General features: G+C 66.4%; 25 protein-coding genes and 2 tRNA genes. 8 read left to right on the top strand and 19 right to left on the bottom strand.

Going from position 1 to position 21,900, the window contains the following annotated elements; genetic code table 11:
* Positions 1–219: 219 nt before the first annotated feature.
* The 5 genes from ampE to ABIA73_RS19705 all read right to left on the bottom strand — a co-directional run bounded on the left by ampE (position 220) and on the right by ABIA73_RS19705 (position 3,912).
* A complete protein-coding gene (gene ampE, locus ABIA73_RS19725) occupies positions 220–1,107 on the bottom strand; it encodes a regulatory signaling modulator protein AmpE (RefSeq protein ID WP_025874633.1) in 888 nt (295 codons plus the stop codon).
* Positions 1,108–1,201: 94 nt separating this feature from the next.
* Positions 1,202–2,134, bottom strand: coding sequence for an NAD(+) diphosphatase (gene nudC, locus ABIA73_RS19720; protein WP_025874632.1), 933 nt, complete (start codon positions 2,132–2,134; stop codon positions 1,202–1,204).
* A 141-nt stretch (positions 2,135–2,275) separates the two neighbouring features.
* Positions 2,276–2,668 carry an iron-sulfur cluster insertion protein ErpA gene (erpA, locus tag ABIA73_RS19715; RefSeq protein ID WP_025874631.1) on the bottom strand — a complete coding sequence of 131 codons (393 nt, stop codon included), beginning with the start codon at positions 2,666–2,668 and terminating at the stop codon, positions 2,276–2,278.
* Between the two features lie 31 nt (positions 2,669–2,699).
* The gene (locus ABIA73_RS19710; RefSeq protein WP_025874630.1) at positions 2,700–3,164 is read right to left on the bottom strand and encodes a bactofilin family protein; all 465 of its coding nucleotides are present in this window, start codon (positions 3,162–3,164) and stop codon (positions 2,700–2,702) included.
* 4 nt (positions 3,165–3,168) lie between these two features.
* Complete coding sequence (locus tag ABIA73_RS19705; RefSeq protein WP_025874629.1) at positions 3,169–3,912, bottom strand: DUF6776 family protein; 744 nt, start codon at positions 3,910–3,912, stop codon at positions 3,169–3,171.
* A 178-nt stretch (positions 3,913–4,090) separates the two neighbouring features.
* On the opposite strand from ABIA73_RS19705, the gene ABIA73_RS19700 reads away from it, so the two are divergent.
* Genes ABIA73_RS19700 through ABIA73_RS19690 form a run of 3 tightly spaced genes read left to right on the top strand, consistent with a single transcriptional unit; the run spans position 4,091 to position 8,853 of the window.
* Positions 4,091–4,708, top strand: coding sequence for a DUF4126 domain-containing protein (locus ABIA73_RS19700; protein WP_025874628.1), 618 nt, complete (start codon positions 4,091–4,093; stop codon positions 4,706–4,708).
* Positions 4,709–4,752: 44 nt separating this feature from the next.
* The gene (locus ABIA73_RS19695; protein WP_032976658.1) at positions 4,753–6,648 is read left to right on the top strand and encodes an EAL domain-containing protein; all 1,896 of its coding nucleotides are present in this window, start codon (positions 4,753–4,755) and stop codon (positions 6,646–6,648) included.
* Positions 6,649–8,853, top strand: coding sequence for an ATP-binding protein (locus ABIA73_RS19690; RefSeq protein WP_354276191.1), 2,205 nt, complete (start codon positions 6,649–6,651; stop codon positions 8,851–8,853).
* 1 nt (position 8,854) lies between these two features.
* On the opposite strand, the gene bfr is transcribed toward ABIA73_RS19690, so the two are convergent.
* The 4 genes from bfr to ABIA73_RS19670 form a co-directional block, all read right to left on the bottom strand.
* A complete protein-coding gene (bfr, locus tag ABIA73_RS19685; protein ID WP_025874625.1) occupies positions 8,855–9,325 on the bottom strand; it encodes a bacterioferritin in 471 nt (156 codons plus the stop codon).
* Positions 9,326–9,465: 140 nt separating this feature from the next.
* Positions 9,466–9,675, bottom strand: coding sequence for a (2Fe-2S)-binding protein (locus tag ABIA73_RS19680; protein ID WP_032951724.1), 210 nt, complete (start codon positions 9,673–9,675; stop codon positions 9,466–9,468).
* A 135-nt stretch (positions 9,676–9,810) separates the two neighbouring features.
* Entirely contained in the window at positions 9,811–10,101 is a 291-nt protein-coding gene (locus tag ABIA73_RS19675; protein ID WP_313282247.1) for a hypothetical protein, read from the bottom strand.
* Between the two features lie 8 nt (positions 10,102–10,109).
* Positions 10,110–10,733 carry an RNA pyrophosphohydrolase gene (locus ABIA73_RS19670; protein WP_025874624.1) on the bottom strand — a complete coding sequence of 208 codons (624 nt, stop codon included), beginning with the start codon at positions 10,731–10,733 and terminating at the stop codon, positions 10,110–10,112.
* A 121-nt stretch (positions 10,734–10,854) separates the two neighbouring features.
* Here ABIA73_RS19670 and ABIA73_RS19665 point away from each other — a divergent pair.
* Positions 10,855–10,931, top strand: a tRNA-Met gene (locus ABIA73_RS19665).
* 52 nt (positions 10,932–10,983) lie between these two features.
* Positions 10,984–11,057: transfer RNA gene (locus ABIA73_RS19660), tRNA-Gln, on the top strand.
* A gap of 302 nt (positions 11,058–11,359) precedes the next feature.
* Here ABIA73_RS19660 and rpsI read toward each other — a convergent pair.
* On the bottom strand, positions 11,360–11,752 hold the full coding sequence (gene rpsI / locus ABIA73_RS19655; protein WP_005411311.1) for a 30S ribosomal protein S9: 393 nt from the start codon (positions 11,750–11,752) through the stop codon (positions 11,360–11,362).
* Positions 11,753–11,754: 2 nt separating this feature from the next.
* On the bottom strand, positions 11,755–12,183 hold the full coding sequence (gene rplM / locus ABIA73_RS19650) for a 50S ribosomal protein L13 (protein ID WP_025874623.1): 429 nt from the start codon (positions 12,181–12,183) through the stop codon (positions 11,755–11,757).
* Between the two features lie 196 nt (positions 12,184–12,379).
* On the opposite strand from rplM, the gene coq7 reads away from it, so the two are divergent.
* A complete protein-coding gene (gene coq7 / locus ABIA73_RS19645; RefSeq protein WP_099843937.1) occupies positions 12,380–13,024 on the top strand; it encodes a 2-polyprenyl-3-methyl-6-methoxy-1,4-benzoquinone monooxygenase in 645 nt (214 codons plus the stop codon).
* A 95-nt stretch (positions 13,025–13,119) separates the two neighbouring features.
* Here the strand turns inward: coq7 and ABIA73_RS19640 are convergent, their stop codons facing one another.
* Both ABIA73_RS19640 and speD read right to left on the bottom strand, forming a co-directional pair.
* Positions 13,120–13,440, bottom strand: coding sequence for a DMT family transporter (locus tag ABIA73_RS19640; RefSeq protein WP_025874621.1), 321 nt, complete (start codon positions 13,438–13,440; stop codon positions 13,120–13,122).
* A 165-nt stretch (positions 13,441–13,605) separates the two neighbouring features.
* Complete coding sequence (speD, locus tag ABIA73_RS19635; protein WP_025874620.1) at positions 13,606–14,400, bottom strand: adenosylmethionine decarboxylase; 795 nt, start codon at positions 14,398–14,400, stop codon at positions 13,606–13,608.
* A gap of 150 nt (positions 14,401–14,550) precedes the next feature.
* On the opposite strand from speD, the gene crp reads away from it, so the two are divergent.
* Both crp and ABIA73_RS19625 read left to right on the top strand, forming a co-directional pair.
* A complete protein-coding gene (crp, locus tag ABIA73_RS19630; protein WP_025874619.1) occupies positions 14,551–15,240 on the top strand; it encodes a cAMP-activated global transcriptional regulator CRP in 690 nt (229 codons plus the stop codon).
* 137 nt (positions 15,241–15,377) lie between these two features.
* A complete protein-coding gene (locus tag ABIA73_RS19625; protein WP_025874618.1) occupies positions 15,378–16,139 on the top strand; it encodes a sulfite exporter TauE/SafE family protein in 762 nt (253 codons plus the stop codon).
* 151 nt (positions 16,140–16,290) lie between these two features.
* Here the strand turns inward: ABIA73_RS19625 and ABIA73_RS19620 are convergent, their stop codons facing one another.
* From ABIA73_RS19620 to trpE, 6 genes are all read right to left on the bottom strand, one after another.
* Positions 16,291–17,007, bottom strand: a complete 717-nt coding sequence (locus ABIA73_RS19620; RefSeq protein ID WP_025874617.1) for a haloacid dehalogenase-like hydrolase — start codon at positions 17,005–17,007, stop codon at positions 16,291–16,293.
* Positions 17,004–17,798, bottom strand: coding sequence for an indole-3-glycerol phosphate synthase TrpC (gene trpC, locus ABIA73_RS19615; protein ID WP_354276190.1), 795 nt, complete (start codon positions 17,796–17,798; stop codon positions 17,004–17,006). The genes ABIA73_RS19620 and trpC overlap by 4 nt, the downstream gene beginning before the upstream one ends.
* 74 nt (positions 17,799–17,872) lie before the next feature.
* Positions 17,873–18,904: an anthranilate phosphoribosyltransferase gene (trpD, locus tag ABIA73_RS19610; RefSeq protein ID WP_025874615.1), complete on the bottom strand. Its 1,032-nt coding sequence runs from the start codon at positions 18,902–18,904 to the stop codon at positions 17,873–17,875.
* A 16-nt stretch (positions 18,905–18,920) separates the two neighbouring features.
* Complete coding sequence (locus ABIA73_RS19605) at positions 18,921–19,508, bottom strand: anthranilate synthase component II (protein WP_025874614.1); 588 nt, start codon at positions 19,506–19,508, stop codon at positions 18,921–18,923.
* A 2-nt stretch (positions 19,509–19,510) separates the two neighbouring features.
* Positions 19,511–20,290: an SIMPL domain-containing protein gene (locus ABIA73_RS19600; protein WP_025874613.1), complete on the bottom strand. Its 780-nt coding sequence runs from the start codon at positions 20,288–20,290 to the stop codon at positions 19,511–19,513.
* Between the two features lie 67 nt (positions 20,291–20,357).
* The gene (gene trpE / locus ABIA73_RS19595) at positions 20,358–21,848 is read right to left on the bottom strand and encodes an anthranilate synthase component I (RefSeq protein ID WP_059065384.1); all 1,491 of its coding nucleotides are present in this window, start codon (positions 21,846–21,848) and stop codon (positions 20,358–20,360) included.
* Positions 21,849–21,900: the final 52 nt, after the last annotated feature.

Here is a 21,900-nt window from a genome sequence, read left to right as displayed (position 1 = left end):
CCACCGTCATCGGGAAACTGTCGGGGGTGGGGCGGTGTGGGGCTGCAGGACCGTTGGCGCCATGGATGGCGCCATCGAGCCCCCATGGATGGGTTAACGGCGTGTCCTGCAGCCCCGCACCGCCCCACCAAACCCACAGAAATCCAGAGCCGCTGTTGCTGTTGCAGTTGCCGTTGCTTCCAGCGGGTGCAGGGCGGCAAGCCCTGCAGAAAAGCACAACTAGGTCACCCAGCCCGCGATCACCAGCAGGGCCAGCACCGCCAGCCACAGCAGCAGCATCCGCCACACCAGGCTCATCGCATCCCGCAGGTCCGGCAACCGCTGCCACACCGGCAGCAGGCCCGCTTCGGTGTAATCGTGAGCGTCCTCGCGCAGCTCGGCATTGACGCTGGCACGCGCCACCGCACCCAGGAAACCAATGCCACCGGCCAAGCGCTCACCATGCGCCTGGCGCCATGCCTTCCAGGCCGTGTCGAAGTTGCCGACCAGGGCCATCGAGAACGCCATCAACTGTGCCACCGGCCACTCGATCCAGCCCAGCAGCCGCTGTGCCAGCGCCAGCGGCTCCACCGGCACGCGCGCACGCATCGGGCTTTCCGCCATCAGTGCCAGCAGGCGATAACCGAGAGCCCCCACGGGGCCCAGCAGCAGGAACCAGAACAGCACCGCGAACCAGCGCCGCAGGGCGTTGAGCACGGTCGCCTCGACCAGTGAAGGAACATCCTCGCGCAGGCTGCCACCGGCCGACTGCAGGTTGCGTACCGCCGCCTGCCGGGTCGGCGCATCGTCGGCATCGATGATCGCTTCGATGTCGCGGTCCAGATCGCGCGGGCCCCAGCACCAGGCCAGCACGGCCACGCCCAGCAGCAGCGCCGGAAGGCCGAACAGCACCCCGCGCAGCAGCCAGGCGACCAGCGCCATCAGCAGCAGTGGCGGTACGATCGCCAGCGCCACGCCGGCGGCCCCCTGCCAGGCCCGACCACCGCGCGCGTCCAGCCAGCCCAGCCAACGCCGGAAGCCGTCGAAACGGCGCAGCGACGCGGCAGCGGCCGGGGCGACATGGCCAAGGGCCAGTGCCACCAACACGGCGACCAGGGTGGTGAACATGGCAGGTCTCCCTACGAGCGAGCGTTCGGCGTCGCTACCTTACCTGTCGCAGCGCCGCCGTCAGCGGTGAACCGTACTGTAACCGGCAGCGTGTTCAGGTGGCGGCAATGCTGGCGCCGCCGGATGCCGGTTGCTGGCGGTACCAATGCTCGATCAGGCCCCGCGAAATGGAAATCGGCGGTGACAGACGGATGCCTTCTCCATCGTCCTCGACGTCACGCGCGAGGGCCGCGCCAACTTCCTCGGCGCTGAACCAGCGCGCGTCTTCCAGCTCGCCATCCACGGTCGGCACGTCGTCGTGTGCCTGCGCACGGAATCCGACCATCAATGCGCCGGGGAACGGCCAGGGCTGCGAGCCCAGGTACTGGCAGGCGGTCACCCGCACCTTGCTCTCTTCGTGCACTTCGCGCGCTACGGTCTGCTCGAAGGTCTCGCCCGGCTCGACAAAGCCGGCCAGCACCGAATAGCGGCGCGGCGCCCAGTTCGACTGGCGGCCCAGCAACAGCCGGCCCTGGTTTTCCACCGCGACGATCACCGCCGGGTCGACGCGCGGATAGTGCTCGGTCGCGCACTGCGGGCAGCGGCCGACGAAGCCACCCCGGGCGAACGTCACGGCACTGCCGCAGACACCGCAGAAGCGGGTACGCGATTGCCAGTAGGACATGCCACGGGCGTAGCTGAAGGCGGTCGCATCGGCCACGGTCCACAGCAGCGCGGCCTGGCGCAGATCGAGCCGGCGTGGCGCGGTGACCGTCACGCTGGCCGCTTCCACCGAGAACCACGCCTGCTCGCCACGCAGGCCGAGGAAAATCGCGACACCCGGCCCGCCACCGACATCGGCGCCGGTCAACGCCAGCGGCTGGTCGTCATCACCGGTGAAGGCGGTGCCGTCCTGGTCCAGGACAAGAATGCGCGCATCGGGCCACAGGCGCGCCAGAGCATCGGCATCTTCGCGCATGGCATCGGCGCGCTCCAACGGTTCACCCACGAAGGCAAAACCGGAAAGCGGCGAAGGAGAATTGAGCATCCAGCTAGCCTGCCGCCAATCACGGCAAGTGGCAAGCCGCAGACTGTGCAGAAACCCGCCTGTGGTTGCAGTAACGGTCATCCACGCATGGCGTGGATCCAGCGAAGGCAGCGCGCGGGGTGCATGCCCCACGCCCTGCGATTACATGCTGAAACTGCTGCCGCAGCCGCAGGTGGTCTTGGCGTTCGGATTGCGGATCACGAACTGCGCACCGGTCAGGCTCTCGGTGTAATCCACTTCGGCACCCATCAGGTACTGCAGGCTGAGCGGATCGACCAGCAGGGTGACCCCGCTGGTCTGCACCGCCAGGTCATCGCCGGCACGGTTCTCGTCGAACTCGAACCCGTACTGGAAGCCCGAACAGCCGCCACCCTCGATGTACACACGCAATGACAGGTCGGGGTTGCCCTCGTCCTGGATCAGTTCCTTGACCTTGGCCGCAGCGGCCTCGGTGAAGTTCAGCGGCCGATCCAGCGACTGGTAGTCGGGCGCGGCGGCCGGCGTGGCGCCGGGGAGGGAGACGAGCGTGTTCATGGGCTCAGCATGGGGGCGCCGGCGCTGGCTTTCAAGCCATCGCCTCGGCCAGCTTGCGGCGGGCGGCGGTGTCGCCCTTGCCGTCAGCGGACGCTTCGCCTTCCGGCGCCGGCAGGGCCTGCATCGGGGCGCTGGCATGGATCAGCCGGCCGTTCAGCTGGGCACCCGCATTCATTTCCACCACCTGGTAGTGAACATTGCCGTTGACCCGCGCACTCGGGGTCAGTTCGACCTTCTCGGTGGCATGGACATCGCCGTCCAGGCGGCCACTGATGACCACCACCTGGGCGCGGATCTCGCCTTCGATCACGCCATGCTCGGCGAGGGTCAGGGTCGCCGCGCTGGCGCCCTCCTGGGCAATCACCTTGCCGTGGATGCGACCTTCCACGTACAGGCCACCACTGAATTCCACATCGCCACGGATCACCACCTGGTTGCCGATCAGGGCATCCACCACCAGTTGGCCATCACGGCTGGATTTGCTGCTTCCGAACATCTGCCTACTCCCCTTTGCTGGCCGGTGCGCCGGCCTGTTTCCAGTCGAATACCTGCGTGGTGCCCCCCGCACCACTCCCCAATGTCACCTTCACCCGTTGCGGGGTGAAGTCAGCCGGCAGCATCACGCTGCCGGTGAGCTGCTGGAAGTACCGGAACGAGTAATCCTGTCCCGGCACCTTGCTGCGCTGGTGCAGCTCGTCCCAGCTGATGGTGGCCAGCTTTCCGTTCTTCACGCCTTCCACCGTGAAACGCATCTGCCCTTGGCTGATCGCCCCGCGGTTGAGGTTCTGCGTCAGCACCACGCTGTACTGCCAGGTGCCGGCCGATTCCGGGCTGAATTCAATCGAATGGGTGTTCAGACCCTTGCGCTGGCTGGTCGAGCCCACCAGGCGTTCGTAGAAGGCGACGTCAGCGCGCAGGCCGGCGATCTCTTCATCGCGCTCGGCCAGCGAGGACTGCACTTCGTTGTTGGCGGCGCGGCTGATGCGGTCCGACGCTTCCAGCGTGGCCTGCTTCTGGCGCAGTTCGGTCAGCTGCGTCTGCAGCGTATCGGCGCGCTTCTCGGCAGCCTGCACGCGCTGGCCCTGTTCACCGCGCGGCGTGCCCAGCCAGCAGCCACCCAGCACCGCAAGCACCAGGCTCAGCAGCCAGATGCCGGCGATCACCAGCAGGCGACGGCGGTCGGCGGGTGGTTGCGCGGCACCGGGAAGGCGGACCTGCACGCGCATGGGAGGGCGGTTGTTCATGGGTAGTCTCCGTGGCAGCGCCGAAGCGCCGCCAGTACGGCCCCTGGGGCAAACGACGGGCTAGTGTATGACAGGAACGGCAGGTTTCCCCGGTGCCGGCCGGTACCGGGCGGTGGCATTCAGCCACTCCATGGTCGATAGTGTGGCACCCCGCACAGTTCCGCCGCCGGAGCCCGCCATGACCGAAGCCCACCTGTTCGTGATCGGCATCCTGCTGGCCTGGCTGGCCGGCATCCGCGTTTACCTCACCGTATTCGGCGTCGGCATCGCCGGCCTGCTCGGCTGGGTCGACCTGCCACCGGCGCTGCAGGCCACCGAGTCGTGGTGGGTGCTCGGCACGTCGGCGGCGCTGGCCATTGCCGAATTCTTCGCCGACAAGATTCCCGGCGTGGATTCAGCCTGGGACCTGGTGCAGACCCTGGCGCGCGTGCCCGCCGGCGCTTTCCTCGCGGCAGCGACACTGTCGCCCGATGGCGACCTGGGCACCGGCGCACTGGTCGCCGGCGCGGGCGTTGCACTGGCCAGCCATGGCCTGAAGGCCGGCACCCGCGCCCTGCTCAATACCTCACCGGAACCGGCCAGCAACTGGGTCGCCTCTGCGGCCGAAGATACCGTGGTGATCGGCGGCTTGGCGCTCGCGCTGGCGCATCCATGGATCGCGCTGGTGGTGGTGCTGGCCTGCAGCCTGGCCGGCGCATTGCTGGTCTGGCTGGTCTGGCGCACCCTGTGGAAAAGCGTGCGCTGGTTGGCACGTGGCGGCAGCGACGACGGACAACGGCAACCGCGTACCGGCTGATCGGCAGGCTTGTCGCATAATGGCCGCGAACACCAGGAGCATCGATGGCCGCAAACGAATCCGCCGCGGGCCCCCGCCCGGGACGCGCTGAAACCCCTCCGGCCGATCATTGGCAACGTTGGGCCGCCCCCTTGGCTGCGGCAACGCCTGCCGAAGCAGTACCGGCGGTGTCAGAGACACCCGCCCTGTCGGTGCCCGGCGACGGCGCCCGACTGGCGGCTCCGCCGCCCCTGCCCTCCACCGCCGCACTGCCCGAGGCGGGCAACAGTGACATCCCGCCTGTCGATGCCGACTCGCCCTACCGCGTGCTGATCGTCGAAGACGATCGTGCCCAGGCCCTGTTCGCACAGAGCGTGCTGCATGGCGCCGGCATGCAGGCGATCGTGCTCGGCGATGCCGATGGCGTGCAGCAGGCCATCCGCGAGCAACGCCCTGACCTGATCCTGATGGATCTGCACCTGCCCGGGCTGGATGGCATGCGGCTGACCGCGATGATCCGCCAGCAGCCCGGCATGCAGCTGCTGCCGATCGTCTTCCTCAGCGGCGACCCGGATCCGGAGCGCCAGTTCGAAGTGCTCGACTGCGGTGCCGACGATTACCTGAGCAAGCCGATCCGGCCGCGCCACTTGATTGCCGCGGTGGCCAACCGTATCCGCCGCGCACGCGCGCAGGCAGCGACCCTGCCCGGTGCCAACGGTGCACCGGCCACCAGCAACCCGGAAACCGGGCTGCCCACGCGCCACCACGTGCTGCAGCAACTCAACGCGACGCTGGCGCAGCACGACCGCGGTGGCGTGTTCTTCGTGGAAATCTCCAGCGCGCTGGGCCTGCGCGAGCGCTATGGCTATGCGGCCTTCGAGCGGCTGATGGTGCAGGCCGGGCAACGCCTTGCCGAGGCGGGCCATCCGCACCTGCTGGCGCGCCTGAACGACAACAGCTTCCTGCTGCTGGCGCGCAACGCCGATGAGGACAGCCTGGAAGCGATCGCCGGCACCCTGCGTGAGCAGCTGTCCGCGCGCGCCTTCGTGATCCGCGACGACGAATCGGTACACCTGCGTGGCGTGGTCGGCTACGCGCCGCTGTCGCCGGGTTTCGACGATGCCAGCAGCGCCCTGGAAGCGGTCGAACGTACCACCCTGCAGGCACGCCTGCTCAGCGCCGGCGTTGCCGGCCATGTGCATCGCCAGGTCACGACCGAGCAGGAGCACCTGGCGTTGCTGGAAGGCCAGCTCGAGCTCGCTTACCAGCCGATCGTCGCCGTCGCCGGCGGCAGCAGCGCGCAGTACCAGTTGCTGCTGCGCCTGCGCCGGACCGATGGCAGCGTACTGACCGCCGGCCAGGTGATTCCGGCCGCCGAGGCGGCCGGCCGCATCGCCGACCTCGACCAGCAGGTGCTGGAGCATGCGATGGGTCTGCTCGACCTGTATCGCCACGCCACCCAGCCGCTGAACCTGTTCGTCTCGCAGTCGCTGCGTACCCTGCAGCGCGATGCCTTCGCCGACTGGCTGCTGGAATCGCTGCAGCAACGCCGCCTGCCCGGCAGCGCGCTGGTGATCGACGTGCGCCTGCCCGACGCGCTGATCCACACCGTGCCGTTGCAGCAGTTCTGCCAGCGCATGGCCAGCGTCGGTGTGCGCTTCTGCCTGAGCCAGTTCGAACCGGGCAGCGAAGCCTTGGCCCTGCTCACCCAGCTGCCACTGTCGTTCGTGCGCATGGCCGCACGCTTTTCCAGCAGCCACTCCAACCCCGATACGCGCGAAGAACTGCGCCGATCGATCGAGCAGGCGCATGCAGCCGGCCTGCAGATCATCGGCCAGCAGATCGAGGACCCGCAGGCAGCGGCCGCGATGTGGGTCGGCGGTGTCGATTACATCCAGGGCAACATGGTGCAGTCGGCCGGCAGCGACCTGAACTTCGACTTCCACAACGCGGTGCTCTGAGTGTCACCGACGGTCGCGCTGTTGGCGGTACTGGCGCTGGCCATCGTCGCCCTGCTGGTACTGGGCCTGCGATTGCGTTCGCGCAATCGCGCGCTGGCGACACTGCAGCGCGAACGCATCACCCTGACCAGTGAACGCGACCAGCTGCGGCGTACCACCGAGCGCCAGGGCCAGCTGGAACATCAGCTGCTGCAGGCCAAGCAGGCTGCAGAAGCAGCCGTGCTGGCCAAGGGCGAATTCCTGGCCACCATGAGCCATGAAATCCGCACGCCGCTCAACGGCATCCTGCCCATGCTGGAGCTGATTGCCCGCGGACCGCTGGGCGAAGACCAGCGGCAGATGCTGGCCACCGCCTCGGCCAGCTCGCAGCAGCTGCTGCGCATCGTCGATGACATCCTCGATTACTCGCGCCTGGAAGCCCAGGCGCTGGAGCTGGAGATCACCAGCTTCAACCTGCGCGAACTGCTCGATGGCGTGGTGCAGCTGCTGCAGCGCGCCGCCGAGGCCAAGGGCCTGACGTTGAGCCTGCAACTGGATCCGGCCGTGCGCCTGCCGGTACGCGGCGATCCGGTGCGCCTGCGCCAGGTCCTGGGCAACCTGCTGGCCAATGCCATCAAGTTCACCGCACGCGGCCAGGTGCAGTTGCGCGTGCAGCGGCTGGGCGAAGGCCCCGCCCAGCACCAGCTGCGTTTCGAAGTGGTCGACACCGGCATCGGCATCGATGAGGCCCTGCAGGCGCGGCTGTTCCAGTCCTTCAGCCAGGCCGACGCGTCCACCACCCGCATCTACGGTGGCACCGGTCTGGGCCTGGCCATCTGCAAGCGCATCACCGACCTGATGCATGGCGACATCGGCGTGCACTCCACCCCAGGCCAGGGCGCAACCTTCTGGTTTGAAATACCGCTGCTGAAGGTTCCCGGCGACCTGCCGGCGCTGGCCCGCTCGCCGGCAGCGCTGCTGCTGTACACCGCCGATGCACAGCTGCAGCCACGCGTCGAACGCATCGCCGCGCACCACGGCCTGCAGGTGCAGCCGCTGGCCAGCATTGATGAGGCAATGGAACGCCTGCGCGCAGCACCACGCCCGGGCCAGAGCACACCGGCATGGTTGCTGGTCGACGCGCGCCACCGCCGCAATGGCGAGGTGGCCCTGCAGCGCGCCTTGGCCGAGCGCGGTGCCGACGACGCACTGCAGGTGCTGTGGCTGCAGGATGATCCGGTTGCAGCACGGCCGCGCCAGCAGCAGTTGCACAGCACATTCAACGATGCCGACCTGCACGCGCTCCTGGCCCAGCCAACAGCCACTGCACGCCCGGCAGCCCTGCTGGCCAACGCCGAAGACGCCAGGCCGGCCGCCGCGCTGCCACCGCTGGATCTGCATGTGCTGCTGGTCGAAGACAACACGGTCAACCGGATGGTGGCCGAGCACCTGCTGCGGGTCTTCCAGTGCCGGGTGCGCAATGCCGCCGACGGCGAGCAGGCCCTCGCACTGCTGCGCGAAGGTGGAATCGACGTGGTGCTGATGGATTGCCAGATGCCGGTGCTCGACGGCTACAGCGCGACACAGCGCTGGCGCAGGGAGGAAGCCGAAGCGGGGCGCACGCGGTTGCCGATCATCGCGATGACCGCCAACGCCATGGCCGGTGATCGCGAACGCTGCCTGCAGGCGGGCATGGACGACTATCTTTCCAAGCCGATCACGCGTGAAGCGCTGCATGCGCTGCTGCAACGCTGGGGCCGAGTTTCCGTGGATCGCGGCCATGCACCGCTGCCGGAACCCGTGCAACCTGCCGCAACCCCGAGCGTGCCCGACGGCGAAAGCCTGGACGATGAACGAACGCGCGCGATCCCGATTCCACAGCCGGTGCTTGATCGCAGTGTGCTGGATGAACTGCAGGCGGTGATCGGCGATGCCGCCGCGCAGATCGTAACGGTGTTCCTGGAAGACGCACCGCAGCTGGTGCAGCAGCTGCAGCAGGCGGCGCAGGGCAACGACATCGAACGCCTACAGGCGCTGTCACACAGCCTGAAATCCTCCAGCGCCAACGTCGGCGCGCTGTCGCTGTCAGCGGTGGCGCGGCGGATCGAACTCGAAGCCCGCAGTGGCAGCCTGCAGCGCCCTGCCGTGGCAGTGGCGCTGCTGGTGGCGGAGTTCGCCCGCGCGCGCGTGGCGCTGACCGGCTACCTCGCCGGCCAGGCCCGTTGAATCACTCTTCGAGCTTGCTCAGCAAGTACTTCGGCTCACCGATGCGCTCGATCAGCTCCAGCTGGGTTTCCAGCCAGTCGATGTGTTCTTCCTCGGAATCGAGGATCTTCACGAACAGCTGGCGGCTGACGTAGTCGCCGACCGAATCGGCATAGGCCACGGCCTCGCGCAGGGTGACCACGCCATCGCGTTCCAGCGACAGATCGCACTGCAGGATCTCGGTCGGGTTCTCACCGATGCGCAGCTTGCCCAGCGCCTGGAAGTTCGGCAGGCCTTCAAGGAACAGGATGCGATCAGCAAGCATGTCGGCATGCTTCATTTCCTCGATCGATTCCTTGTACTCGTGTTCGGCCAGTTCCTTGATGCCCCAGTTCTTGAGCATCTTGGCGTGCAGGAAGTACTGGTTGATCGCGGTCAGCTCGTTGTAGAGGACCTTGTTGAGGAATTCGATGACCTTGGTGTCGCCCTTCATGGGGATGCTCCTGCACGCTGAAATCGCGGGCACTGTAGCGCCTTGAGCGCGCGCGTGAAGGAACGCGAATCGTGCGCATTGGCCACTGCGGCCAACAATGAAGATCAGGAGAGCGCGGCGTCAACGCGCCGCGAAGCGACTCAGGCGACCTGCGCCAGGCCCAACACCGGCAACGGCAGATCGTGGGTGGCACGCGCCTTGGCCAGCAGTTCGCCGGCCATGTCCAGACAGGAACCGCAGGTCGCGCCGCATCCGGTGCGCATGGTCAGCTCGGCCACCGACGTGACGCCATGGCTGGCGGCTTCGCGGATCTGGTGGTCGGTAACACCGTTGCAGATGCAGACGTACACGGGCGGGAACCAGGGCAGCAGGCCAGTAGCGGCCTGGTCGCTATTCCAATGGAAACGAGAATGGTTGTCAATCAGAGACCTGAACCATTCTCGATACGGTTCAGAGTACCGTCGAATCCACCCGGTACGAGGCGGCTACAGGGACAACAGCCCAAGCGCCAGCACCGGTGTACTGAAGAAGACGATCAGCCACTGCACACCACCACCTGCCGCTCTCAGCCGCAGCAGGTAGTCCGCCAGGAACAGCGCACCCGCACAGGTCGCGAAGGCGAGGCAAACGCCCAGCGCAAGCGGCATCCATGCGATGCCGCCGAGGACCACCACGCTTAACAACAGCCAGGGGAGGCTTGCCAGACGGACAGCCAGTCCCTGCCGGAAATACCCGGCAGAGGTGCGTTGCGACCGTTCGGCCCGCTCTTTGCGCAACCTGCCCGTCAAACTGCTCCCGGTTCACCCTTTGCTTTCCGCGGCCAGTACCCGCCGCGCATGGGCGTGCGCTTCCTGGGCCTGTCGTGGCCGGCCGCGTGGCCTGGCATCCAGGCCTCGGCAGCGCTCTTGGGCATGGCACTGATGCCCTGCCCCGCCACCCCCTGGGCCAACGGCGCCAGATGTCGCAGGGCGCGCGCGTAGACGCCACGCTTGAACACCACCACATGCTCCACCGGATACCAGAAGTCGACCCAGCGCCAATGATCGAACTCAGGCGAGTCGGTATGGTCCAGGCTGACGTGGGCCTCATCACCGGTCAGGCGCAGCAGGAACCAGACCTGCTTCTGGCCGATGCAGACCTGGCGTTCATTGCGGCGGATGGCACGCGCCGGCAGCTTGTAACGCAGCCAGCCCGGTGTCGCCCCAAGCACTTCAACGTGCTCCGGCAACAACCCGGTCTCTTCCTGCAGTTCACGATACATGGCCTCGACAGGCGTCTCGTCGGTGTTCATGCCACCCTGCGGGAACTGCCAGCCATCCCGGCGCACACGTCGTGCCCAGAACACCTGCCCGTCCTGCCGCATCAGCACGATGCCGACGTTCGGTCGATAGCCGTCCGGATCGATCACGATGCGGACTCCTAAGAAAATCTACTGGTTGGGACTATCCCATGCCGTCTGTCGGGCCACAAGCACGATACAAAGGTGTTGACAGTCCTTGTACACATCAGCAGAATAGCGGGCTCACCAAGGCTATGTAGCTCAGCCGGTTAGAGCACAGCACTCATAATGCTGGGGTCGGTGGTTCGAGTCCACCCATAGCCACCACGTTGAAGTTGTTTTTCAACGTGAAAAGTGAGAAAATAGTTACACGTTACATTGCCCCTTAGCCAAGCGGTAAGGCACCTGACTCTGACTCAGGCATCGGTGGTTCGAATCCATCAGGGGCAGCCAAACAAAAAAGAAAAAAGCCTGATCGAAAGATCAGGCTTTTTTCTTTTTTGCTTGGTCACGCATCCCACCTTATCCCCGCGCCTGTCGGCGCGCCCCCTTGAACAACAAGGGGGCTCTCCTCCAGAGAGGGATCCGGGGTCGGATCCTTTTCCAAAGGAAAAGGCCCTGACCCCACCCCATCGCCAGCCGCTGGCCGGCAACCTGGAAATGCGCAGCCCCAGAACGACAAAAGCCCGGCCGAAGCCGGGCTTTTGCTTTTCCAACCAGCGGGCTCCCGAAGGAGCCCGGCCAGGCGCGGTAAATCAGCGCTTGGAGAACTGGGTGGCGCGGCGGGCCTTGTGCAGACCGACCTTCTTACGTTCGACTTCGCGGGCGTCGCGGGTCATGAAGCCAGCCTTGCGCAGCTCGGACTTCAGGGTCTCGTCGTACTCGACCAGAGCACGGGCGATGCCCAGACGGATCGCACCGGCCTGGCCGGTGGTGCCGCCGCCAGCGGCGGTGACCAGGATGTCGAAGCTCTCGGTGTTCTTGGTCAGCTCGAGCGGCTGGCGCACGATCATGCGAGCGGTCTCACGGCCGAAGAACTCGTCCAGCGGACGGCCATTGACGGTGATGTTGCCCGAACCCTTGCGCAGGAACACGCGAGCGGTGGAGGACTTGCGGCGGCCAGTGCCGTAGTTTTGAGTGATAGCCATGATTAGATATCCAGAACCTGCGGCTGCTGTGCGGCGTGCGGATGCTCAGTGCCGGCGTAGACCTTGAGCTTGCGGTACATCTGGCGACCCAGCGTGCCCTTCGGCAGCATGCCCTTGACGGCGGTCTCGATCACGCGCTCCGGGTGGCGCTCAAGCGCCTGGGCGAGGGATTCGGTCTTCAGGTTGCCGATGTAACCGGTGAAACGGTGATACATCTTGTCCTGCAGCTTCTTGCCGGTGACGACAATCTTTTCTGCATTGATGACGACCAGGTAGTCGCCGGTATCAACGTGCGGGGTGTAGACCGGCTTGTGCTTGCCACGCAGACGGCGGGCCAGCTCGGTGCAGAGACGGCCCAGGGTCTTGCCCTCGGCGTCGACGAGGTACCAGTCGCGCTGGACGGTCTCGTTCTTGGCAGTGAAAGTGCTCATGAAGAACTCTTGGTTAGGTCGGGCTCATTGCGGCGAAGGACTCGCCGGAACTCTGCCACGCGTTGTGAAAGGTGGAGCGTAAGGGGCGGCATTGTACGCAGCTTGGCTGGCAGGTGCAACCGGTCCCCTGCCCCGGGTTGGCAGGGGACCGGGGCCGGGCGAGAATCGGGCCTCCCCCGCTCCACGCCGTGCCGCCATGACCGTGCTTCGCCAGACCACCCCGCTGGACCACCTGCTGACCGAGGCGCAGCGCGCCCTGGACACGGTGTTCGGCAACCCGCCGGCCAGCCGCCCCTATCCGGCCACGGACACCGGCGAGCCCGGCATGGACAGCGCCCAGCGTCGCCACGCGGCCGGGCTGATGCGCATCAACCATGTCGGTGAGGTCTGCGCCCAGGGCCTGTACTTCGGCCAGGCCGCGGTGGCACGCGACCCGGCGACCCGCGAACATCTGCTGGAAGCGGCCCAGGAAGAGACCGATCACCTGGCCTGGTGCGCCACCCGCCTGGGCGAGCTGGACAGCCGCCCGAGCCTGTTCAATCCGCTCTGGTACGCCGGCAGCTACACCATCGGCACCCTGGCCGGGCTGCGCGGCGACGGCTGGAACCTGGGTTTCGTGGTCGAGACCGAGCGCCAGGTGGAAGCCCATCTGGACGAACACCTGGTCGACCTGCCGGCCGGCGACCTGCGCAGCCGCGCGGTCATCCGGGTGATGAAGGAAGACGAGGCCCGGCATGCCGAACATGCCGAGCAGGCCGGCGCGCGCCGCCTGCCGTTCCCGATTCCGGGCGCGATGGCGCTGGCCTCCAGGGTGATGAAGACCATTGCCTACCGGCTGTGAGGCCACCTGACGGTAGTGCCGGCCGCTGGCCGGCAGCCCCGCATGGGTCGCCGCAGGTCATGAGGTTGCCGGCCAGCGGCCGGCACTACCAGGGCTTAGTTGGGTGACACCAGCTTCAGGCCGATCACGCCGGCCACGATCAGGCCCACGCAGGCCAAGCGTGCCGGCGACGCGCTGTCGTTGAACAGGTAGATGCCCAGTACGGTCACGCCCATGGCGCCGATGCCGGTCCAGATCGCATAGGCCGTGCCGACCGGAATGTTCTTCATCGCCTGGCTCATCAAGTACAGGCTGATCAGCGCCGACACCACCGTCAGGGCGGTCGGCACGGGTTTGCTGAAACCTTCGGAGTACTTCATTCCAAGGGCGAATCCGATCTCGAACAGACCGGCAAGCAGCAGGTAGATCCAGGGCATGGGTGGGGGCTCCTTACCTTTTTGGGAAAAACGAAACGGCCCGGTGTTTTCACACCGGGCCGTAGGTCGGTACATCGCCGTGGAACTGAAGATTGCGCCAAGCGCAGGCTCCACGGGGCGGGGCGTCCCGCCTGGGTGGCGATGCCTGCCGGCATCGCACATGGGTCACTCAGCCAGGTTGCGGCCGTGGAACAGCTCTTCGATCTCACGACGCAGCAGCGCTTCGATCTTCATGCGTTCCTTGAACGAGATGTTCTTGGCCTTTTCCTCGAACAGGTACTGGTCCAGGTCGAAGTCCTTCAGGTGCATCTTCGTGTGGAAGATGTTTTCCTGGTAGACATTGACGTCGAACATCTCGTAACGCGACTTGATGTTCTTGGCCAGGAAGTTCTGGATCGAGTTGATCTTGTGATCGATGTAGTGCTTCTTGCCCTTCACATCACGCGTGAAGCCACGGACACGGTAGTCCATGATCACGATGTCCGATTCCAGGCTCTCGATCAGGTAGTTCAGTGCCTTCAACGGCGAAATGACGCCACAGGTAGCCACGTCGATATCGGCGCGGAAGGTGGCAATGCCTTCCTGCGGGTGCGTTTCCGGATAGGTGTGCACGGTGATGTGCGACTTGTCCATGTGCGCGACCACGGCATCGGAAATCAACTCCTTGCCGGCCTGCTTCTTGTCGATCACCGGCTCTTCGGAGATCAGGATCGTCACCGAGGCACCCTGCGGATCGTAATCCTGGCGCGCCACGTTGAGGATGTTGGCGCCGATGATCTCAGCGACATCGGTCAAGATTTGAGTAAGCCTGTCGGCGTTGTACTCTTCATCGATGTATTCAATGTAACGCTGACGCTCCTCTTCGGTGCGCGCGTAACACACGTCATAGATGTTGAAGCTCAGCGCCTTGGTGAGGTTGTTGAAACCCTGCAACCTCAGGCGAGGCAACGGCTTGACCACGGCGGTCGATTCCTGTGTAAGAAGGGAAAGGGGGAATTATGCGGCATAAGTGTCTCCAGGGGGAACGTGAAGACGCTCAGGTTCTGGCACACTGTTTGCCCTTAACAATTGCGCTGGTTAAGCTCCGCTATCGACCCCGTGAATCCGTTCATGCGCAGAGGGAGCGCCCCTATCGTGTCAACCGTGCGCCTAGCTAGCAGCCCATTGGCCTTGGACATCGCAACAATCGACCGCTTCCTGGCACACAGCCACCGGCGGCGCTATCCCACCCGTACCGACGTCTTCCGACCCGGTGACCCGGCGGGAACCCTGTATTACGTCATCAGCGGCTCGGTTTCGATCATGGCCGAGGAGGAGGAGGACCGCGAGCTGGTGCTGGGCTATTTCGGCGCCGGTGAGTTCGTCGGCGAGATGGGCCTGTTCGTGGAGTCGGACCGCCGCGAGGTGATCCTGCGCACCCGCACCGCCTGTGAGCTTGCCGAAATCAGCTACGAGCGCCTGCATCAGCTGTTCCTCGGCCCGCTGTCGGCCGATGCCCCGCGCCTGCTGTACGCGCTGGGCCAGCAGATCTCCAAGCGCCTGCTGGACACCAGCCGCAAGGCCAGCCGCCTGGCGTTCCTGGATGTCACCGACCGTATCGTGCGCACCCTGCACGATCTGGCGCAGGAGCCGGAGTCGATGAGCCATCCGCAGGGCAGCCAGCTGCGCGTCTCACGCCAGGAACTGGCCCGCCTGGTCGGCTGCTCGCGCGAAATGGCCGGCCGGGTGCTGAAGAAGCTGCAGACCGACGGCCTGCTGCACGCCCGCGGCAAGACCGTGGTGCTGTACGGCACCCGTTGACCACCCGGTGTCCGCCGGGCATGGCCCGGCGCTACCACAAGACCTGCGCCGGTAGCGCCGGGACATGCCCGGCGGACCGCCGTACGTGCGACGTACCATCGCATGTCCCGCACACCCGCTTCCGCTAGGCTCGATCCATGGAACTGAGCAGCGAATTCTGGTGGTTCATCCTCATCGGCCTTGGCGCACAGCTGGTCGATGGTGCGCTGGGCATGGCATTCGGGCTGGTTTCTTCATCGGTGCTGCTCAGCATGGGGCTGCCTCCCGCACAGGTCAGCGCCAGCGTCCATACCGCTGAGGTGTTCACCACCGGCGCATCCGGTGTGTCGCATCTGGTAGCAGGAAATGTCGACAAACGCCTGTTCTTCCGCCTCGCCTTGCCCGGCGCCCTGGGCGGCGCACTCGGCGCGTACGTCCTGACACAGGTCCCTGGCGACCTGATCCGCCCGCTGATCTACCTGTACCTGCTGGTGCTGGCCATCATCATCCTGGCCCGCGCGGCCGGCCGCTGGATGCCCAAGGGCGAGATCCGCCGGGTGCCGGTGCTGGGATTCTTCGCTGGCCTGCTCGATGCCAGCGGCGGCGGCGGCTGGGGCCCAGTGGCCACCTCCACCCTGCTCGCCCGCGGTGGCCAGGCCAGGACCACGATCGGCACCGTCAACGCGGCCGAGTTCGTGGTCACCCTGACCATTTCGGCCACGTTCCTGCTGTCGATGGGGGTGCAGCACCTGCAGATCGTCGCCGGCCTGCTGATCGGCGGCATGATGGCCGCGCCGGTGGCGGCGGTGCTGGTGAAGCGGGTGAAGGAACGCTGGGTGCTGGTCGCAGTGGGCGTGCTGGTGCTGGGCATCAGCCTGTTCCAGGTAGGCCATGCGCTGTTCGGGTACCTGGGCCGCTGACCGCCCGCCGGGCGTGGCCCGGCGCTACCCGCGTGGGATTCGGTAGTGCCGGCCGCTGGCCGGCAACCTCATGAACTCCGGAAACGCTTGCCAGGTTGCCGGCCAGCGGCCGGCACTACCGGGTCCCTGCCCGGCGCGCAGGCGGGATCGATTACGCCTTGTCGCCACCGCGGTCCACGCAGCCCCAGTTGAGGATGCGGGTGCCGGCCGGCAGCACGCGGCGGAAGAATTCCACCTTGGCCGGCTTCGGGTTGACCACAACCGGCGCTTTCGCCGCCAGCAGCAGCGGCAGGTCGGCGGTACTGTCGGAATAGGCGATGTCGATGTCGCCGTAGCCGCGCTCGCGCAGCATGCGCATCTTCTCTTCGTTGTGGCAGTGTCGGGTCGGCCCTACCCCGCCCAGACGCGGCCCCACTTCGGTGCCGATCACCGGCACGTCCTGGTGAGCGACAAAGGCCAGGATCGCGCGGGCCAGCTCCGGCGGCGCACCGGTGGCCACCACCACGCGGTCGCCCTTGGCACGATGCGCGGCGAACACCTCCAGCGCCTGCGGCAACAGCTTGGCGCGCATCTGCGCCTCGTTGCGCAGCACGTAGGCGTCGATCACCTTGTTGAACTCACGCGCGCGGTGCAACCCGAAACTGCCGATCCAGACATAGACCGAGATACCGGCACGGCGGGTCGGCAGCATCGCCACCATCGGCCCGGCGATCGGGGTGACCAGCAGCGCCGCCAGCATCCGCAGCGGGTTGCGCTTGATCAGCGAGGCGAACAGGTGGGTGCCCGAATCGCCGTCATACAGGGTGTGGTCGAAGTCGAAGACCACCAGCGGCGCATCCTCGCGCGGCGTTGGATAGTGCGTTTTCATGCTGCGAAGAATAGCTGACGCAGACCCTCGCCCGGCTCTTCCACGCGCATGAAGGCCTCGCCGACCAGGAACGAGTGGATGCCGGCATCGCGCATCAGCGCCACGTCCTGCGGGCCGAGAATGCCACTCTCGGTGACCAGCAGGCGATCGCGCGGCACGGCCAGGCGCATGTCCAGGGTGGTCTGCAGCGACACTTCGAAGGTGCGCAGGTTGCGGTTGTTGATGCCGATCATCGGCGCCGGCACCTGCAGTGCACGTTCCAGTTCGTCGATGTCGTGCACTTCCACCAGCACGTCCATGCCCAGCGACATCGCCAGTTCGGACAGCGTGGCCAACTGCGTATCGTCCAGCGCGGCGACGATCAGCAGGATGCAGTCGGCGCCGAGCACGCGCGCCTCGACCACCTGGTAGGCATCGATCACGAAGTCCTTGCGCAGCACCGGCAGCGTGCACGCTTCGCGGGCCTGCTGCAGGTAGACGTCGGCCCCCTGGAAGAAATCCACGTCGGTCAGCACCGACAGGCAGCTGGCGCCGCCGAACTCATAGCTGACCGCGATGTCGGCCGGGCGGAAGTCGGGGCGGATCACGCCCTTGGACGGGCTGGCCTTCTTCACTTCGGCAATCACCGCCGGATCGCCATTGGCCACGGCGGCCTGCAGCGCGCGCACGAAACCGCGCACCGGTGGCGCATCGGCCAGCGCCGCCTGCAGCTCCTCAAGCGGCCGCTGGGCGCGGCGCTGGGCTACTTCTTCGGCCTTGCGGGCCAGGATCGTCTGCAGGATATCGCTCATCGTCGTCGGGTCGGTGCTGGGGCGGTGAGGACGACCATTATCGGCCATCGGGTGGGTCAGGCTGAACCGCGCGCTCAGGCAACCAGCGCGCGGGTGGTATCGACATACTGCTGCAGGCGGGCACGGGCGCTGCCATCGGCGATGACCGCGCGGGCACGGGCCAGGCCGTCGCCGATATCGCTGGCTACGCCGGCCACGTACAACGCTGCGCCCGCATTCAGGGCGACGATGTCCAGCGCCGGACCCGGCTCGTTGTCGAGCACCGCGCGCAGCATGGCAATGGATTGCTCCGGGCCGTCCACGCGCAGGTTGCGGCTGGCCGACATGGCGATGCCGAAGTCTTCCGGATGGATCTCGTACTCGCGCACCTTGCCGTCGCGCAGCTCACCCACCAGGGTGCCGGCGCCCAGCGAGATCTCGTCCATGTTGTCGCGGCCCCAGACCACCATCGCACGCTCGGTACCCAGCTCGCGCAGCACGCGCGCCTGGATGCCCACCAGGTCGGGATGGAACACGCCCATCAGCACCGACGGTGCGCTGGCCGGGTTGGTCAGCGGCCCGAGGATGTTGAAGATGGTGCGCACGCCCATCTCGCGACGCACCGGCGCCACCACCTTCATCGACGGATGGTGGATCGGCGCGAACATGAAACCGATGCCGGTCTGTTCGATGGCCGCCGCCACCTGCGCCGGCTGCAGCTCGATCGCTGCGCCCAATGCCTCGACCGCATCAGCGCTGCCGGACTTGGACGACACGCTGCGGTTGCCATGCTTGGCCACGCGCGCGCCGGCGGCAGCAGCAACGAACATCGCGCAGGTGGAGATGTTGAAGGTATGCGAGCCATCGCCACCGGTGCCGACGATGTCGACCAGGTGGGTGGTATCGGCGACCGGCACGGCCAGCGCGAATTCGCGCATCACCGTCGCCGCAGCGGCGATCTCGTCGATGGTTTCCTTCTTCACGCGCAGGCCGGTGAGGATGGCGGCGGTCATCATCGGCGAGACATCGCCGCGCATGATCTGCCGCATCAGGTCGACCATTTCGTCGAAGAAGATTTCGCGGTGTTCGATGGTGCGTTGCAGGGCTTCCTGGGGGGAGAAGCTCATCGGAATACTCCTTGGATCAGGCAGCCGGGCGCTGCAGGAAATTGCGCAGCAGCGCGTGACCATGCTCGGTGAGGATCGATTCGGGATGGAACTGCACGCCCTCCACCGGGAACTGGCGGTGGCGCAGGCCCATGATCTCTTCGATCGAGCCATCCTCGTTTTCGGTCCACGCGGTCACTTCCAGCGCGTCGGGCAGGCTGTTCTTGTCCACCACCAGCGAGTGGTAGCGGGTGGCCTGGTAACCGTCCGGCAGGCCGGCGAACACGCCCTTGCCTTCATGGCGGATCGGCGAGGTCTTGCCGTGCATGATGTTGCCGGCACGGATGACCGTGCCGCCGTAGACCTGGCCGATACCCTGGTGGCCCAGGCACACGCCGAGGATCGGCGTGGTCGGCCCCAGGCGCCGGATCAGCTCCAGCGACACGCCCGCTTCGTTGGGCGTGCACGGGCCGGGCGAGATGACGATGCGCTCGGGTTTCTGCGCGGCGATCTCGTCCACGCTCATCGCATCGTTGCGCACCACCTTCACCTCGGCACCCAGCGTCTGCAGGTACTGCACGAGGTTGTAGGTGAAGCTGTCGTAGTTGTCGATCATCCACAACATGGTCAGGTTCCGTCGCTTATCAGGAAAATGGCGTACACGTTTTCGGTGTAGGTGATGGGGCCGGCTTCGATGGATTCGGGCAGGCGCGAGCCCGTGGTCTCGATGCTGTTCATCGGCGCCTCGGGCGAGGGCGGCGAAGGCGGCGTCACCAGATCGCCGCTGCTGGGCCAGCTGCCTGCCTGGATGCCGTAGGCGAAGTTCGGCGCCACATCGGAAATGCTGTACAGACCGCGCAGCTGGGTGCCGTAGGCCTTGGCCAGGCCCTGCGCGGACTCGCGGGTCTTGGCTGCGGCCTCGCCCTTGAGTTCACGGCGCAGCGCCACCTCGCCCGAGTACGTCGGGGCCAGGCTGCTGACCTGTACGTTCTCGTTGGCCTTCAGCGCACCCAGCACATCCTGCATCGCCTTCACGCTGGCAAAGCTGGCGCGCAGCTGGCGTGACACGCGCGTACCGATGAAGACCTGCCGGTTCTGCTCATAGCGCGTCGCTGGGCCGACGCGCAGGTTGTCCGCGCGCACGCTGCCGTCCACCGCTTTGTGCTGCTTGAACAGCGCCAGCACGCGGGCGACGTTGTCCTGCACGCGGCGACGCGCGGCATCGGCCTCCATATCGGTCTCTTCGATGTTCAATTGCAGGCCGAACCGGTCAGGCATCACCAGACGGCGCGCCTCGCCCTTCACCAGCAGGTGCGGCTGCGAGGGAATGGTGTTGGCCTGCGCCCAGGCAGACGGGGCCATCGTGGCCAGCAGCGACGACCACAGCAATGCGCTCAGCAGCTTCATGCGGTACTCCTTGTCTTGAATGGAAACAGCGAGGGGTGCTGCGGCGCAGGCCACAGCACGGGGAAACTCACAGGCCCTTGGCGGCCTGGGCGACGGCACGGAACAGCGCGCGGCCCTTGTTCATCGTCTCGTCCCATTCCTTGTCCGGGTCCGAGTCGTAGACGATGCCGGCGCCGGCCTGCACGTACAGGCGGCCATCCTTGATCACGGCGGTGCGGATCGCGATCGCGGTATCGGCATCGCCGTGCCAGCCGATGTAACCGATGCTGCCGGCGTAGACATTGCGCTTGATCGGTTCCAGTTCGCGGATCACTTCCAGCGCGCGGATCTTCGGCGCGCCGCTGACCGTACCGGCCGGGAAGGTGGCGCGCAGCACGTCGGCGTAGCTCAGGCCCGGCTGCAGCTGCCCGGTCACTTCGCTGACGATGTGCATGACGTGGCTGTAGCGTTCGATCACGAACTGCTCGCCCACTTCCACGGTACCGGCTTTGGACACGCGGCCGGCGTCGTTGCGGCCCAGGTCGATCAGCATCAAGTGCTCGGCGCGTTCCTTCGGATCGGCCAGCAGCTCGACTTCCAGCGCCTGGTCCAGTTCCGGCGTGGCGCCGCGCGGGCGGGTGCCGGCGATCGGGCGCACGGTCACTTCACCCACGCCTTCATGGGTATGTTGCAGACGCACCAGGATTTCCGGCGAGGAGCCGACCACCTGCAGGTCGCCGACATCGAGGAAATACATGTACGGCGACGGATTCAGTGCACGCAGCGCGCGATACACATCCACCGGGCGCGCCTTGAACGGCACGCTCAGGCGCTGGCTGAGCACCACCTGGAAGATGTCGCCGGCACGGATGTACTCCTTGCTGCGCTGGACCGCATCGACGAAGCCTTCGCGGGTGAAACCGGAAACGAAATCGGACTCGTCCAGCACGTCGCTGGTGAGTGGTGCCGGATAGCCGGCACCCGGCGCGCGCAGCTTGGCCGCCAATGCGTCCAGGCGCGCTTGGGCCTGTTCAAAGGCGCCCGCTTGGCGCGGATCGGCATGCACGATCAGGTACAGCCGGCCCTTCAGGTTGTCGAACACCGCCAGCTCATCGGAGTGCAGCAGCAGGATGTCCGGGGTGCCCAGTTCGTCGCGGCCGGCCGGCGATGCCAGGCGCGGCTCGATGTAGCCGATGCACTCGAACCCGAACCAGCCGACCAAGCCACCGGTGAAGCCCGGCAGGCCTTCCAGCTTCGGCACCGAGTGAGCACTGCGCAGCGCCTCGACCTCGGCAAACGGATCGGCCACCTCGCGGGTTTCCACCACCTGGCCGTCCTCGCGCACCGTCAGGGTGTGGCCGTGGAAGGCGTACAAGCGACGTGCCGGCAGGCCAATGATCGAGTAACGACCAAAGCGCTCGCCGCCTTCGACGGATTCAAACAGGTAGGTATTGGGGCCGTCGGCGAGCTTCAGATAGACCGAAAGCGGCGTGTCCAGGTCGGACAGCACTTCGCGGACAACGGGAATATGGGTGTGGCCTTCAGCGGCCTGCTGCTGAAACTGAGCGTGCGAGATCAAGACGACTTTCCTTCCGGGACACAGCGTTATGGGGACGGACGACGGCAACAGG

The sequence above is a fragment of the Stenotrophomonas sp. 2694 genome (assembly GCF_040548715.1).
Classification (GTDB): Bacteria; Pseudomonadota; Gammaproteobacteria; order Xanthomonadales; family Xanthomonadaceae; genus Stenotrophomonas; species Stenotrophomonas indicatrix.
This window is presented reverse-complemented; position numbering and strand designations above follow the sequence as displayed.

Excerpts from the sequence above, each read along its gene's own strand:
- ampE (WP_025874633.1), bottom strand. The coding sequence starts at position 1,107 with ATGTTCACCACCCTGGTCGCCGTGTTGGTGGCACTGGCCCTTGGCCAT.
- nudC (WP_025874632.1), bottom strand. The coding sequence starts at position 2,134 with ATGCTCAATTCTCCTTCGCCGCTTTCCGGTTTTGCCTTCGTGGGTGAA.
- erpA (WP_025874631.1), bottom strand. The coding sequence starts at position 2,668 with ATGAACACGCTCGTCTCCCTCCCCGGCGCCACGCCGGCCGCCGCGCCC.
- ABIA73_RS19710 (WP_025874630.1), bottom strand. The coding sequence starts at position 3,164 with ATGTTCGGAAGCAGCAAATCCAGCCGTGATGGCCAACTGGTGGTGGAT.
- ABIA73_RS19705 (WP_025874629.1), bottom strand. The coding sequence starts at position 3,912 with ATGAACAACCGCCCTCCCATGCGCGTGCAGGTCCGCCTTCCCGGTGCC.
- ABIA73_RS19700 (WP_025874628.1), top strand. The coding sequence starts at position 4,091 with ATGACCGAAGCCCACCTGTTCGTGATCGGCATCCTGCTGGCCTGGCTG.
- ABIA73_RS19695 (WP_032976658.1), top strand. The coding sequence starts at position 4,753 with ATGGCCGCAAACGAATCCGCCGCGGGCCCCCGCCCGGGACGCGCTGAA.
- bfr (WP_025874625.1), bottom strand. The coding sequence starts at position 9,325 with ATGAAGGGCGACACCAAGGTCATCGAATTCCTCAACAAGGTCCTCTAC.
- rpsI (WP_005411311.1), bottom strand. The coding sequence starts at position 11,752 with ATGGCTATCACTCAAAACTACGGCACTGGCCGCCGCAAGTCCTCCACC.
- rplM (WP_025874623.1), bottom strand. The coding sequence starts at position 12,183 with ATGAGCACTTTCACTGCCAAGAACGAGACCGTCCAGCGCGACTGGTAC.
- coq7 (WP_099843937.1), top strand. The coding sequence starts at position 12,380 with ATGACCGTGCTTCGCCAGACCACCCCGCTGGACCACCTGCTGACCGAG.
- ABIA73_RS19640 (WP_025874621.1), bottom strand. The coding sequence starts at position 13,440 with ATGCCCTGGATCTACCTGCTGCTTGCCGGTCTGTTCGAGATCGGATTC.
- crp (WP_025874619.1), top strand. The coding sequence starts at position 14,551 with ATGCGCAGAGGGAGCGCCCCTATCGTGTCAACCGTGCGCCTAGCTAGC.
- ABIA73_RS19625 (WP_025874618.1), top strand. The coding sequence starts at position 15,378 with ATGGAACTGAGCAGCGAATTCTGGTGGTTCATCCTCATCGGCCTTGGC.
- ABIA73_RS19620 (WP_025874617.1), bottom strand. The coding sequence starts at position 17,007 with ATGAAAACGCACTATCCAACGCCGCGCGAGGATGCGCCGCTGGTGGTC.
- trpC (WP_354276190.1), bottom strand. The coding sequence starts at position 17,798 with ATGAGCGATATCCTGCAGACGATCCTGGCCCGCAAGGCCGAAGAAGTA.
- trpD (WP_025874615.1), bottom strand. The coding sequence starts at position 18,904 with ATGAGCTTCTCCCCCCAGGAAGCCCTGCAACGCACCATCGAACACCGC.
- ABIA73_RS19605 (WP_025874614.1), bottom strand. The coding sequence starts at position 19,508 with ATGTTGTGGATGATCGACAACTACGACAGCTTCACCTACAACCTCGTG.
- ABIA73_RS19600 (WP_025874613.1), bottom strand. The coding sequence starts at position 20,290 with ATGAAGCTGCTGAGCGCATTGCTGTGGTCGTCGCTGCTGGCCACGATG.